At 46.6% G+C, this 13996-nt stretch carries 12 protein-coding genes and 3 pseudogenes; 12 read left to right on the top strand and 3 right to left on the bottom strand.

Features of this window, described 5'->3' with window-relative positions; all coding sequences use genetic code 11:
- Positions 1-39: 39 nt before the first annotated feature.
- From mscL to KH703_RS00880, 7 genes and pseudogenes are all read left to right on the top strand, one after another.
- Entirely contained in the window at positions 40-441 is a 402-nt protein-coding gene (gene mscL / locus KH703_RS00910; RefSeq protein ID WP_304293311.1) for a large-conductance mechanosensitive channel protein MscL, read from the top strand.
- A gap of 9 nt (positions 442-450) precedes the next feature.
- The gene (locus KH703_RS00905) at positions 451-1089 is read left to right on the top strand and encodes a Crp/Fnr family transcriptional regulator (RefSeq protein ID WP_304293309.1); all 639 of its coding nucleotides are present in this window, start codon (positions 451-453) and stop codon (positions 1087-1089) included.
- Between the two features lie 3 nt (positions 1090-1092).
- Positions 1093-2220, top strand: a complete 1128-nt coding sequence (locus KH703_RS00900; RefSeq protein ID WP_304293308.1) for a metallophosphoesterase — start codon at positions 1093-1095, stop codon at positions 2218-2220.
- Positions 2221-3207 carry an archaetidylserine decarboxylase gene (gene asd / locus KH703_RS00895; protein ID WP_304293307.1) on the top strand — a complete coding sequence of 329 codons (987 nt, stop codon included), beginning with the start codon at positions 2221-2223 and terminating at the stop codon, positions 3205-3207.
- 82 nt (positions 3208-3289) lie between these two features.
- On the top strand, positions 3290-3769 hold the full coding sequence (locus tag KH703_RS00890) for a type II secretion system protein (RefSeq protein WP_304293305.1): 480 nt from the start codon (positions 3290-3292) through the stop codon (positions 3767-3769).
- A 751-nt stretch (positions 3770-4520) separates the two neighbouring features.
- Positions 4521-5849, top strand: a pseudogene (gene priA, locus KH703_RS09985) (primosomal protein N'); the annotation flags it as partial.
- Between the two features lie 921 nt (positions 5850-6770).
- Positions 6771-7340, top strand: coding sequence for a hypothetical protein (locus tag KH703_RS00880; protein WP_304293303.1), 570 nt, complete (start codon positions 6771-6773; stop codon positions 7338-7340).
- 202 nt (positions 7341-7542) lie between these two features.
- Here the strand turns inward: KH703_RS00880 and ybeY are convergent, their stop codons facing one another.
- A complete protein-coding gene (ybeY, locus tag KH703_RS00875; RefSeq protein WP_304293302.1) occupies positions 7543-8193 on the bottom strand; it encodes an rRNA maturation RNase YbeY in 651 nt (216 codons plus the stop codon).
- A gap of 55 nt (positions 8194-8248) precedes the next feature.
- Here ybeY and KH703_RS00870 point away from each other — a divergent pair.
- The 4 genes and pseudogenes from KH703_RS00870 to KH703_RS00855 all read left to right on the top strand — a co-directional run.
- A pseudogene (locus KH703_RS00870) lies at positions 8249-8497 on the top strand (7-cyano-7-deazaguanine synthase); the annotation flags it as partial.
- A gap of 444 nt (positions 8498-8941) precedes the next feature.
- A pseudogene (locus KH703_RS00865) lies at positions 8942-9361 on the top strand (7-cyano-7-deazaguanine synthase); the annotation flags it as partial.
- A 318-nt stretch (positions 9362-9679) separates the two neighbouring features.
- Positions 9680-10126 carry a hypothetical protein gene (locus KH703_RS00860; RefSeq protein WP_304293300.1) on the top strand — a complete coding sequence of 149 codons (447 nt, stop codon included), beginning with the start codon at positions 9680-9682 and terminating at the stop codon, positions 10124-10126.
- 1 nt (position 10127) lies between these two features.
- Positions 10128-10610 (top strand): hypothetical protein, encoded by a 483-nt coding sequence (locus KH703_RS00855; RefSeq protein ID WP_304293298.1) that lies wholly within the window; start codon positions 10128-10130, stop codon positions 10608-10610.
- A gap of 267 nt (positions 10611-10877) precedes the next feature.
- Here the strand turns inward: KH703_RS00855 and tsaD are convergent, their stop codons facing one another.
- Positions 10878-11885 carry a tRNA (adenosine(37)-N6)-threonylcarbamoyltransferase complex transferase subunit TsaD gene (tsaD, locus tag KH703_RS00850; protein WP_304293296.1) on the bottom strand — a complete coding sequence of 336 codons (1008 nt, stop codon included), beginning with the start codon at positions 11883-11885 and terminating at the stop codon, positions 10878-10880.
- Between the two features lie 345 nt (positions 11886-12230).
- Positions 12231-13625, bottom strand: a complete 1395-nt coding sequence (gene creD / locus KH703_RS00845; protein WP_304293294.1) for a cell envelope integrity protein CreD — start codon at positions 13623-13625, stop codon at positions 12231-12233.
- Between the two features lie 200 nt (positions 13626-13825).
- Here creD and KH703_RS00840 point away from each other — a divergent pair, with 200 nt between their 5' ends.
- The gene (locus KH703_RS00840) at positions 13826-13990 is read left to right on the top strand and encodes a hypothetical protein (protein WP_304293292.1); all 165 of its coding nucleotides are present in this window, start codon (positions 13826-13828) and stop codon (positions 13988-13990) included.
- The last annotated feature ends 6 nt before the right edge of the window (positions 13991-13996 follow it).

Raw genomic sequence — 13996 nt, 5'->3', positions numbered from 1 at the left:
AATAGGCTAATATCGGCGCATTTTATTTAAGGAGACAATATGAGTTTCATTCAGGAATTCAAAGAATTTGCGATGAAAGGAAACGTCATCGATATGGCGGTGGGCGTCGTAATCGGCGGAGCTTTCGGCAAGATCGTAACCTCGCTCGTAAGCGACATCATGATGCCGGTTTTAGGACTTCTTACGGGAGGCATGAATTTTACCGATCTTAAGATCGTGCTAAAAGAAGCGGTGGGGCAGACCCCGGCTGTTACGATAAACTACGGCTCGTTTATCCAGGTAACGGTCGATTTTATCATCATCGCGTTTTGTATATTCTGCGCGATCAAGGCGATCAATAAGCTTAAAAAGCCTGCTCCTGCGCTGGAACCTGCCGCACCTGCCGAGCCTAGCGAAGAGATTAAACTTCTTACCGAGATAAGAGACTTGCTTAAAAAATAGGTTACGGAGATGCTTGAGAAAATCCCTTATTTTAAAGCTCTAAGCGCAGCGCAAATCGATCGTTTAGAGCAGATTAGCATCCATAAAAGTTACAAAAAGGGCGAAATTTTATTTTTCGAGGGCGAGCGCTCGCAGTATCTATTAATCCTGCTAAAAGGAATTTTAAAAATCTATAAAACCTCCGCAAAGGGGCGTGAGATCCATATGCGCGAGATCCGCCCTATCTCGCTCGTTGCCGAGATGGTAAATTTCGAAGAGACGAGCTATCCTGCAAGCGGCGTGTTTTCGACAAACGGCGAGGTGCTAAAGATCGATTATGAAAAATTTAAAAACGAGTTTATGAGCGATCCTAAAATTTGCCTGGAGCTTTTAAAATCGATGTCTGAGAAGATCCGCGCGCTAAATGCGATCTTTGATAATCAAGTCGTGCTTAGCTGCGACGGCAAGATCGCTAAGTTTATCAGCGAGAATTTTGATATTTTTATGAGCACGAAATACACCAGAATAGCCAAAATTCTAAATGTTACCCCCGAGACATTTTCGCGCACCATCACTAAATTTAAAAAGAGCGGTGCGCTAATTTTAGACGATAAACAAGAAATCACGGGCTTTGATAAAGATAAGCTGGACGAGTATATCCAAGGCTAGAGTTTGAAAAGCGCCTATATTTTTCCGATCGTCGGCACGGTTTTATTTCTGTTTTTTAATCTTTACGTCTACAGATCGATCAGCGCGCGCTTTACGCCATATAAAGGCTTCGCTACGTTTCGCCCTGCCTTGAGCTTGCTTTGCGTAGCTTTGGCGATTTCAGATGCGATATTTTTTGTAGGTTTTGGGCTTAATGGAAGCTTTAAAAACGAGCTGCTCTATAAAGCTTGCGTATTTTGCATGGCAGCGTCCTTTTCGCTCTTTTTTATCTGCCTTGCTTACGACGTGCTAAGCGCCGCCGCGCATGTGGTTAAATTTAGCCAAAACAGGCGGAAATTTTTAAAAACCTTTATAGATGTAACCTTCGTAATAATGGCGTTTAGCTATATTTTTAAAGGGCTTTATAATGCGCTAAAAATTCCAAAAATCACCGAGCGCGAAATAAAAATCAAAAACTTAGCTCGCGAGCTAAACTTTGCCGTCATCTCAGACGTGCATCTGGGCGAGTTTTTGAAAAAGGAATTTTTGCAAGGCGTCGTAGTGCAGATAAACTCGCTAAATTACGATGCGCTGCTGATCGTGGGCGATATGTTTGATCTGCGCTCGGATGAGCTCGGGGATATTTTACAGCCTCTTGAGGCGATCAAAAAACCTATCTTTTTCGTCACGGGCAACCACGAGTATTACCGCGGCGACGCAAGCGGACTTATCGCGGCGATGCAAAAAGCGGGCGTGCGGGTGCTGCAAAACGAAAGCGTGGAATTTGAGGGGCTAAATTTAATGGGCGTGCACGATCTTAGCGGTTTTCGCTTCGGATACATGCAGCCAGATCTCGGCGCCGCGCTAGCGCAGGCAGACCCCGATAAACCAAAAATTTTACTCGCGCATCAGCCAAAATACGTCGTGGATTTCGTGCGCGACGAGGTCGATCTGTGTATTTGCGGACACACTCACGCGGGGCAAATTTTTCCGTGGACGCTTTTGGTGCTGCTTAGCCAGAAGTATCTTTACGGGCTGTATAACGACGGGCTGAAGCAAATTTACGTAAGCAGCGGCGTGGGGTTTTGGGGCCCGCCGATAAGGGTCTTTGCCGATGCCGAGATCGCGCTGCTTAAGCTTAGAAAGGCATAGATGAGAAGTTTTATTTCGAGGATTTTCGGGGTTATCGCCGCGGTGAAATTCCCTAAATTTATACAAAATTTTATCAACCGCAAATATGTGGAATTTTTCAAAATCGATATGAGCGAATTTGATCTGCCGCAAAGCTACGCGAGCCTAAACGCGCTTTTTACCCGCCGCTTGCTGCGTCCGCGCGAGATAGCGGCAGACGAGACGGCTTTTATAAGCCCTAGCGACGGCGTGATCTTTGAGAGCGGATGCTGCGCCGATCTGCAAGCTTTTAGCGTAAAAGGCTGCGAATATAGCCTTAGCGAGCTGCTGGGGTGCACGTTTACGGCAAGCGAAAGCGGCGGATCGGTTAAAAATTTAGATGACGCCGCAGATGCCGCGCAAGCAAAAATCATGGACGGTGAAAGCGGCGCAAATTATTCCGCAAGCGGCGTGCGAGCTGAAATTTATAGCGATGAAAGCGGTGCGAGCCGCGAAACGAGCGCAATCGGCGTCCAAGGCGACGTAAATTTAAGCTACGCAAACATCTATCTAAGCCCGCGCGATTATCATCATTATCACGCGCCGTGCGACCTGAGCGTGCTGCAGGCGCTTTACATCCCTGCGGATCTTTACAGCGTGGCGAAGAAATTTTTACTTAAAATTCCAAACCTCTACGCTAAAAACGAGCGCGTGATTTTGAAGTGCAAAATGCGAAACGGCGGGATTTTGTGGATGGTTTTCGTGGGTGCTTTAAACGTTGGTAAGATGAGATTTGATTTCGATGCGCGAATACAGACGAATGCATGCGCAAGTAGATCTGAGGCGCTTTACGAGTATGAAAATTTAAACTTTAAAAAGGGCGATCATTTGGGAAATTTTGAGCTTGGCTCAACGATCGTACTCGTAGCGCAAAGCGAGTTTTTGAAATTTGAAACGCCGACCGATACGTCCGTAAAATTCGGACAAAAAATCGCAGAATTTAATGAAATTTCACAAAATTCCATTTAAAATGCAGGATTTTTTCTTTAACTAAAATTAATTTTATTTAAATTTGGCTATAATCATTCCACTTTAAATCAAAGGATTTAACATGAAAAATTTAAAAGCTTTTACGATGATCGAGCTTGTTTTTGTCATCGTCGTTTTAGGTATTTTGGCAGGCATCGCGGTGCCTAGATTGGCCGCTACGCGCGATGATGCTACGATCGCTAAGATGCGTGGTGATGTTGCTGCTATTAGGAGCGGTATATCTCTTGTAAGAAGTGAGAATATGATGAGGGGCGTAACTACATGGCCGGATTTGGAAGCTGCTACGGATGATACTACTAAACTTTTCGAGAATATACTACAAAACCCTATTTATCCAAAAACCGGTTGCGGCGCTTCTCCTAATGTTACAATTAATGGATGGTGCGCGGGTGTAGCCAATACTAGTTATTGGGCTTGTGTAGGAAGAGCATGCACTCAATTTACATACGTTCAAAATTCTGCTGCCATACCCGCGGGAAGAAACCTTGGTTCATTTGATTGTAATCATCAAGATGACCTTTGCCAAAAGATAGCTCAATAGCTAAATGTTCTATTATGAAGTTGCGGTTTTGGGTGCCGGCCTAAAGCCGCTTACTTATAGTTCAAATTTTAAAATCTCAGCTTATCAAATCGTATCCGTACCTGTAAAATCGAGCGTCAAATCCGTCGTGATCCTGCGCGAGGTTTCAAAGCCTGTCTTTAAAACTAAAGCAATCGCTGAAATCTGGCAGCTTAAATTTACTCCGTTTCAAATCGCGCTTGCAAATTTTATCGCGTACTACTATGTCTGCGAAAAGGGCGTTGTATTCGGGATTTTTGAGCCTGCAAGCGAGACGACGCAAGATTTTGCGAATCTTGCTACCAATCAGAATTGCGCCCCAGAGCAAACTCTTGCTGATAAACAAAATTTTGCGCTCGATGGGAATTTTGGCGTCACACAAAATTCTGCTACCATGCCGAATTTTTCGCAAAAGCAAAATTTAAAGCAGGTACCAAATTCTATCTCGCAAAATTTGGCGTCAAATTCTACCTCCGTTCAGAATTCTATCCAAGAGAGGGACTTTGTCGATGAGCAAAATTCCGTCTCAATCCAAAATTCTATATTGGCACAAAATTCCGCCACTACAATAAATTTTGTTGCCGAACCTGATTCTGCACACAAACAAAATTCCACCATTGCACCGAATTCTATTCAAGAGCGGAATTTTGCCGAGGGGCAAAATTCTATCTCAATTCAAAATTCCGCCGCAGTTCAAACTCCCGTTTCGCCGCTATCCCCGCTTCAAATAGGTAAAATTCCAAACCTCACCCCCGCGCAGGAGCAAGCGCGTAAATTTGCCGAAGCCAATGAGACGTCGCTGATTTTCGGCGATACGGGCAGCGGCAAGAGCGAAATTTATATCGCGCTGATCGCGCAGGCGCTCGCTGCGGGCAAGCAGGCGCTGTTTTTGATGCCCGAGATTTCGCTCACGCCGCAGATGACGAAGCGGCTACAGAGCTATTTCGGCGAACGGCTCGGCGTCTGGCACTCCAAAATTTCGCCCAAGAAAAAGCGCGAAATTTTAGCGAAATTTAACGCAGGCGAGATCCGGCTCATCGCGGGTGCCCGCTCGGCGCTGTTTTTGCCCTTTAGCGATCTGGGTCTCATCGTCGTGGACGAGGAGCACGACGACAGCTATAAATCGGCTGCTGCGCCGCGCCTAAATGCCCGCGACGCCGCGATTTTCGTCGGCAAAAAGCTCGGCATCCGCGTGGTTTTGGGCTCTGCGACGCCTGCACTTAGCACCTATGCGAAGCAGCCGCACTTCCGCCTGCGCGGCACCTATTTTAACAGCGCCAAGCGCTTTATTTTCGACGAGAGCGAGACGGGGCTGAGCCCTAAAATTTTAACCGAGATCGAGCGTAGCCTCGAAGCCGGCAAGCAGGCTGTCGTGTTTTTGCCGACGCGCGCGAACTACAAATATATGGTTTGCGAAAACTGCGGGCAGATCGTGCGCTGCCCATTTTGCGCCGTCGGGATGAGCTACCACGCGGACGCCGCGGCACTGAAGTGCCATTACTGCGGCTTTAGCACGTTTTACAAGGCATCTTGCGAAAACTGCGGCGGCGAAGTGATGCAGGCGCGCAAGATCGGCACGGGCGAGCTTGCGGCACAGCTTGCGGCGCATTTCCCGAGCGCTCGCATCGCAAAATTTGATCGCGACGAGATTACCACGCAGCGCAAGCTTGAGGCGCTACTCAATAACTTCAACGCCCATAAAATCGACATTTTGGTAGGCACGCAGATGCTTAGTAAGGGGCACGATTACCACGGCGTGGATCTTGCGGTGATAATGGGGATCGACGAACATCTGAGCTATCCCGATTTTAGGGCGCGTGAAAAGACGCTGGCGCTTGCGATGCAGGTGGCTGGCCGCGCGGGTCGCTCGGGGCAGGGCAGGGTCGTCATACAGACGCGCCAGAGCGGCTTTTTTAGGGATTATATCGAAAACTACGATGATTTTTTGCGCGACGAGGCTGAGTTTCGCGAGGGGCTCTATCCGCCCTATATGCGGCTTTTGCGCGTGCTGATCTCGCATAAAAACGAAAAGACGGCGGGCGAGATAATGAACGTGGCGCTTGATCTTTTGCGCCGCAAACAGGTGGGAAGTAGCGCGTTTGCATCGCATGACGGGCTGGATACAGGCTTGAAGCGAGCAAGTTTAAATGTTTTAAATTTAGAAAATGCCGCAGGGGGGGGTAGCAGCGAAATATCAAATTCTAAATTTCAAAGCTCGGATTTGCGCACGGGCGATGTAAATTTAGGCTCCCAAAAAAACGCTTCAGATTTAAAAAATACCGCACAAATTTCAGCTTGCGACTGGGATGCGGGTAGCGTAAATTTAAAGCCTGAAAGAAATGGCGCTGCGCAAAATTTTATAAATTTAGAAACCGAAAATCTTACCGAAAATTCCGCGCAGTATTTGAAAGAGAAAGCGAGCGAGAGCTTTGAAATCATCGGCTACGGCAAGGCGGGCATCGCCTATATTGCGTCGAAATTTCGCTTTGAAATTCTGCTGCGCGCTAGCTCGCACGTGCCGCTGATTAACGCCGCGCGCGCGCTTGAGCATCTGCCCGTTGAGATCGATATGGACCCCGTAAATTTCGGCTAGATGTAGGACCTGGTTTAAATTTAAGATAAATTTGCAGCCTATTCAGCGCAGGTTCATTGGCTGGCAATTTTACTGTAAGGGGGCTTGCTTATCGCCACGGATCATCTTATTGAGATTTTATCTCGATTGCGGCGTGAATGCTAGTTGGCGCTGGGTTTTTGCTCTCAACTCATCCGTTTCCGTGCTTGCAATAAAAGCATTAAGCAGCATTTAATCCGCCGCACAATACAATACATCAATGTATCGTTCGAAATTTAATGAAAGTGCAGTTGAATTTTGTACGCCCATTCGCACTTTATGGGTATCGAGGGTAGCCGTTAAGTCTAATTACCGAACTTGCGATAGCATGCGCTTTTTGGGCTACCATCTATGTTTATCTAAAGGAACACAATGAAAAACCCGCTTCGTTACGTGGATTATTGTAATGATTTAATAAAATTCGGCTTTGCTAAAAAGCATAATTTTTTAGCGATGATTGCCGTATTTTCTATGGTTTTTATGCCTATATGTTTTTTGGCCGCTTATGTAGTTGCACCTAGTGAGAAGTCCTTGCGGAATCCGTATATTTTTTCCGGAACAGTAGAGAAATTTTCCAGATTTCATAGTTATAAAAGCGGTAATGGTTGCAAGATATCCGTAGCGGGAAATGGCAAAATATTTTCTTGGGAATTTATCGACTTTCATATTGATACAAATAAATACGACTATGAAGAAAAATACTTTTGTGATTTTATATTTAGCAGATACATTAATAATAAATGCGTAATCTTAAAAATGATCAATCTTCATATCGTAGAATTTGGAGATTGTGATAATAAAGTAATCATCGAAGTTGATCTTAGGCAAAATTTCTTTAAACAAAAACTCTTTTTATGCAGCGGAATTATTTTGGCGCTAATTTTATTTTTGATATTTTTTAAACTAAATAAAGCATATAAAAATCTATTAAAAGGGGTATAAATATTCCGCAATGTCTGATGCGATAAGAAATTTTACTTAAAAATACGCGCAGAAATTCATTCTGCTAACGTCAAATAAATTTTTCAATATATCCAAAATTTTTTCTCACTCATGTCTCGACACTTTAAATTTATTGTTCATATATAAACTTTACTTCGCGGATCCATATAGAGCTTACCGCGCAGCTTGCTATCCGCAGCGCCTACTCCTCATTTCCCTCCGTTCGCACGATCAGGCTTTTTGGAAGGCCGAATTTCTCGATGATCTCACACTCCTTGGCGCGCATCTGCCCGTCGTCGCTCTCGTGGTCGTAACCTAGCACGTGCAGCATGCCGTGCGTAAAAAGCAGCGCCGTCTCGTCATCCGTGCCGTGCCCAAGCTGCGCGGCTTTCAGCTCTACGAGGTCTAAATTTATCACGACCGAGCCGAGCGGCGCGGGAGCGAAATTTCCGCTGCTAAAATTCTCATTTTTTAAATTTTCATCGCTAGGATTTTCGCTGGTGGAATTCGCAGCATTAGAATTTTCGTCCTCAGAATTTATAGTATTAGAATTTTTGCTCGCAGAATTCGCGGCGCTTGTATTTTCATTAGTAGAATTTACGGTGTTTAGAATTTTATCGCCGCTGTTTTCATTCGCGGAATTTTCCTCGCTAAAATCCTCGCCGAAGCCCGCAAACGCCGCAGGATCGAGCGGGAAGCTCAGCACGTCGGTCGCCTTATCGATGCCGCGCGTTTGCACGTTTAGCTGCCGCATCTCCTCGTCGCGCACGAAAATTAGCTCGACGCTCCCGCCGCCCAGCTCCGCCGCGATAGCGTCCAAAATTTCGGGATAGGGCTGCTCGCAAAGTATCATTTTTACCCCTCTTTTATAAAATTTTCGTATAATTTTAGCAAAAAAAAGGACGAAAATGAAAGCTTTATGCGTGATCAGCGGTGGCATGGACAGCGCGACCTGCGCCTATATCGCGAAGCGCAAAGGTTACGAGATCGTGGCGCTGCACTTTGACTACGATCAGCGCACGATGGGCAAGGAGCGCGAGTGCTTCGGTAAAATTTGCGACGATTTGGGGGTCGCAAAGAGGTTCGTTTTGGACGCTCGCTTCATCGCGCAAATCGGCGGCAGCGCCCTTACGGACGGCACTTTGTCGATCAGAAAAGGTGCGGTGAAGCTTGGCAGCGCGGCAAATTCTGCCGGCACTAAGATTGACAGCGCGGTAAATTCCAAGAGCACCCGCCTAGACGGGCAAAATTCTATCGCGGCAAATTCTACTAATGCCGAGACTGGCGGGCAAAATTTTGCTGCGTCAAATTTCTCGACGAGCTCCGCGGACGCTACGCTCGGTGCAGATTCGGCGCGAGACAGCCGCTTGCAGAGCGGTGAAATTTTAACGCAAGAGAGTGAAATTTCACTAGGGGGTGATGAAATTTCATCACAGCGCAGCAAAATTTTAGCCCGCGACGACAAAATTTCACCGCAAGGCAGCGAAATTTCACCTCAAAGCGGAGCCGAGCCGCAGCAGGGCGATAAAATTTCATCGAAGCGCGCAGGGGGCAAAATTTTACCGCAAAGCCGAAGCGATAAAATTCCACCGCCAAGCGGCGAGAGCGCATTTTCGGATCTGCCGAGCACCTACGTGCCGTTTCGCAACGGCGTGTTTTTGAGCATCGCCGCCGCGCTCGCCGAGAAGGAGCGCTGCGACGCGATTTTCATCGGCGTGGTGCAGGAGGACAGCAGCGGCTATCCCGACTGCGGCGCGGAGTTTATCGGCGCGTTTGAGCGAGCGCTCGATCTGGGCACGAACCGCGACTTTCATCCGCGCATCAAAACCCCGCTCGTGCACCTTAGCAAGGCGCAGATCGTCTCGCTGGCGCTTAGAATCGGCGTGCCGCTAGAGCTTACGTGGAGCTGCTACGAGCGCGAGGACGCTGCGTGCGGGCTTTGCGACAGCTGCCTGCTGCGGCTTAAAGGCTTTGCGGGCGCCGGCGCGAAAGATAAAATCCCCTACGCGATAAAAGCTTAGGCGCGCCGCGGTTAAATTTACCGAGCTCGCGCAACTCGGCGTGTCATCACAGCGCCTGATATGCGTGGGTTTTGAATACGTAGCCGCACGATTTGTGGCGGGATTTAAACATGCGGCGGCTTGCACTTTAGCGCGCCGAGCCGCAGCTGTAAATTTAAACTACGCTTTGAAATTTTAAAAATTTTAACGAGAGCGTTGCGCACGGTTCAAAGCAAAAATCAACTATAAATTTAACTCCTATGCTTATATTTATTAGCACATAGGCGGATATAAACATATCGCGGTATAATCCAAGAATTAAATTTTAAGGAGTAGGAAATGGCGTTTGAAAATGCAATCATCACCAAAGAGGATGATGAGAAGTATGGATTGAGTAAAATTTTTTATCAATATAGTCCGTATCATGAAGAACTACCTAGAAATTTTGTTGTTGATAGACAAAAAGATATTTGGTTTCTTTTAATTGAAAGACTACCAAATGAAGGGTATGATTATGGTTATGGGAGCAAAAAGCTATGGAGGCTTTATATTCAAGGAAATAATTTAGATATTCTTTTGGACTACGAATATAATCAAGAAGTGGATGGACGCAAATTTCAAAGGGTGTGGAAAATTATCGAGGTAAATGTTATAAATTCTATTATTCCAGATAATGAAGTTATTAAAATATTGAGAGATATTTTGATTGATTTTAAATTTAGACCAGGCTGGGAGGATAAGGATGATTTTAGTGTAGCGTTAATAGATGTAAGAAAGGAAAAATAAAATGTCGTTTGTAGCAGAATATATTTCGAAAGAGGATATTGAGAAATATGGCGTTATTGACATAGTAAATAGCTCCAGAGCAAATTTTGGTGAACTTCCATTAGGCGATCAACGTATAAAACAACTTGATTGGGTTATCGATAGGCAGAGGGATATTTGGTTTATCTTTGTGTGTGATCCGCACTTACCGGATCCGCGAGATGGATTTACGGGTGAGGAGATTTATATTTTATGTTATAAAGGCAATGTTATTGAGCTTGATATAAGGCGAATTTATGACGAAACCACAAGTAAAATGCTAGTCGATAATCCGTTTTTTATCAAATATAAGCTGGAAAATATAAATTCTAGTCTTGACGGAATTTCGTTAGATGAGCTCTATAAGGTGCTTAATGAAGCTTTGATAGAATATGGAGAAAGTGGTATACACGGTAGAAAGTTCTTGCCAAAAGAACACGAAGTCGTAACTTTTCTGCACGATTAAATATAAAGGATAAAAAATGACGAGTAAACAAGCCGATCAAAATTTAGCAGATATTGCAAGCGGCAGGGACATGCGCAGCGGCACCGATGGCGGTGCGAATACGAGAGAAATTTAACAAAACGTGGCGCGAGCTTTAACGCGATGTGTAAATTCAAAGCGAAATTTATCCAAAATCCAACCGTGAGCGAGCGCGAGATAAAATTTTACTCAAACGCCCAATGCGCGAGAATTCGCTAGGGGCGCAGACTATTTGTAAATTTTAAAATTTTACTCAAACGCCGAGCGCAGATTTAGATGAGGGACGATCTGTAGCTCTGCGGGCGAGACGAACTCCTTTTTACGCAGCTTTTCTATCGCCGCGCGCGCGATCATAGCGGCGTTGTCGGAGCAAAATTTCATCGGCGCGAAAAGTATCTCGCAGCCTGCCCGTTCGCACAGATCCGTCAAAAGCTCGCGCAGATGCAGGTTTGCGCTCGCTCCGCCCACGACGCCGAATCGCGCAAAGCGGCGCAGCTCAAAGATCCGCTGCAATTTATCGAGTATGTGCGCGCACGCCGCGTCCTCAAAGCAGCGCGCCAGATCGCGCATCGCCCGCTCATCCAGCTCGCCCGCCTCTTTTAGCTTCTCTATCTGCACGCGCACGGCGTTTTTAAGCCCCGAAAAGCTATACTCCAGCCGCCTGTCGCCCTTCAGCGGCACGGGCAGCTCAAACCGCGGCTCGCCGCTTTTTGCGAGCTCCTCGATGAGCGCGCCGCCCGGGTAGCCGAGCCCTAGCATCTTCGCGACCTTATCGAAGCTCTCGCCGAAGCTGTCGTCGCCGGTGGTCGCTAAAATTTCGATATCACCTGCCGCGCCGATATCCAAAACCATCGTATGCCCACCGCTAACTAGCAAAATGCCCATCGGGAATCGCGCCTCGCTGCCTAAAAACAGCGAATAAACGTGGCCTATGAGATGATTTACGCCGATGAGCGGCAGATTTAGCGCGAGCGCGAGCGCTTTTGCCATATTCACGCCGCCGATCAGGCTCACGCTAAGTCCCGGGGTATTGGTCGCTGCGACTGCGTTAAGCTCGCTAAAATAGGGCTTTGCGCGCTGCAAAATCCGCGGCAGCGCCTCAGTATGCAGCCTCGCGGCAAGCTCGGGTACGACGCCGCCGTATTTGGCGTGATCGGTCTCCTGGCTTATTTTTTCGTAAAATTTCAGCTCGAAACTGCACTCATCCATCACCGCGACTGAGCTGTCGTCGCAGCTGCTCTCAATAGCAAGTATCACACAAAATCCTTAAAATTTTTTCGCTCATTATACTCAAAAATCGGCGCAGATGAAATTTTAAAATTTAAAACAGCGCGCTCTAAATTTTGTCTTTGTCGCGACATACTCGCGCTCGCGAGGCTAAATTTTAAAATTCGCCGTTCGGCTCGGTGCGCTAACGGAATTAAATTTAAAATGCGCCGCCGCGCACCCTTGCTTCCGCGTCGCAGTTTGTCTGCCGCGGCGGGTAAAATTTTAAATAGATGAAATTTTGGCAGTTGAAATTTAGCGAGCAAATTTAAAAAGGCCTTTGGATTTTAAAGCTCCAAAGGCCGTTGCGATTAAATTTATCGCTAAATTTAAAGGCTAAATTTCGGGCTCTTGCTCTTGTTTTTTCTCGCCGCTTGGGATCGCGGTGTCGTACCAATCGAGCTTGCGCGTAAAATACATAACGAGCGAGATTACCGCAAAGATCATCAAGCTTCCCATTAGAAGCGCGTAGTCTTCGGAATTTAAGATGACATAGAGGATCGCATATGAAACGAGCTGAACGCAAGTGATGAAAATACCCCAGCGCGCGCCTTTGAAAATCGCGCTCGCGTAGAAAAATACTATGGCGCTTACCGCGATCGCCGAGATAGCGTAGCTGATCGCAAAGCCGATGTGTTCGGAGAGCGAAAGCACCAGCAGGTAGAAAACGACGTCCTCAAGCCCTATTAATAGGTATTGAATTGGATGGATGCGCTCGTGAGTGTAAACCTCGCATAAAAAGATCGCTAAAAATGGCACCGCTAAAAATAACAGTGCGTAATCCGTGCAGCGCTTAATCAGCGAGTAGTTGTTCACGGGCTCGATGAAGCCGATGCTTACGGCGTCATTTCTATCGTCGTTGCTGCGCCAGTTCGTCATAGCGATGCGGTCATCTTGATCTGCAAGCCACGCAGGAGCAATGCCTGCGGCTAAGCCTGTAACTTCCCACGAAGCTTTAAAGCCGCTAGCGCTTACCTCGCGCGATTTGGCGATAAAGCCGCCGCCAAAGCTAGGCGATGCCCAAGTAGAGCTAATTTCAAAACGGCTATTTTGCGCGATCGGAGCTAGATGAAGTGCCTCGCCGCCTTGGATTTTAAGCGTGCCGCTGATGCTAAAATCAGACGACAGTGCGGAAGCGGGGAGCTTGTAGATTAGGCTTCGATCGAAAATTTTAGCCTCGGTGTTGCCGTGATATTGCTTAAGCTCCTTGCCGTTTAGGCTTAAAGCGGGAGAGGCGGTGAAGGATTTTTGATTGCCTACGCCGAGCACTAGCACGGCTTCGTCGAAATTTAGTCGCGTAGGATCGACGCCGAGCTCGGTATAGTTTATCGCCTCAAAGTCTGCCTTAAGCGCAAAGTCGCCGTTATATATCGGAACGCGAAAAATCCCGCGCTTTAGATAGGTGGGGTCGATTTCCGCCGCGAGGGAGTAGTTTTTAGGCACGATGATGAAATTTTTCTCTACGCGCCTTTTTACGAGCTCGTTGTTGTTTTTGTCTATCGCTTCGATTATCTCTGCGTAGGGCACTACGATCGCAAGGCCCTGGATTTGCAGTTCGCCGCCCACCGGCGTGAGGATCGAATCCTGCGCGAGCTGCTTGGTTTCGGAGCGGGAGTAGGTGAGGTTATCAATAAAGCTTAGCGGAATTAACAGCAGCAAAAGCAGCACTAAAACTATGAACGGTTTCGTCCAAAATGCGCCGCGAATGGCGTTTTTAGTAGAATTTAACAAAGGCTCTCCTTTTAAGTAGAATTTAAAACGGAATTTTAACGATGAAGAGTAAACGGACGGCGCTTGAAGCGGGAGGAATTTTATAAATTCTAAACGAGCTTCGGATGTAAAGCGCTGCGGATATCGCTTTGAATTTTGAGGATTTTGCCGTAAGCTAGAATTTCATTGCGAATGAGAATTTTGCTATTTGCAAGAATTTTATGAGAAAATTTCTGTTAGTAGAATTTAAAGGCTTGAAATTCAAAGCCCTTGGAATTTCAAATTCCAAGGGCTTTGAATTTTTAAAATTTCGCCGCTTTAGTGTGCAAAATTTCGTGCGGTCATCTCGCGTAAGTTTTAAAATTTATACGCCACGCTTAGCTTGAAATTTC

Source organism: Campylobacter gracilis, assembly GCF_018374135.1.
In the GTDB taxonomy this organism is placed as follows: domain Bacteria; phylum Campylobacterota; class Campylobacteria; order Campylobacterales; family Campylobacteraceae; genus Campylobacter_B; species Campylobacter_B gracilis_A.
This window is presented reverse-complemented; position numbering and strand designations above follow the sequence as displayed.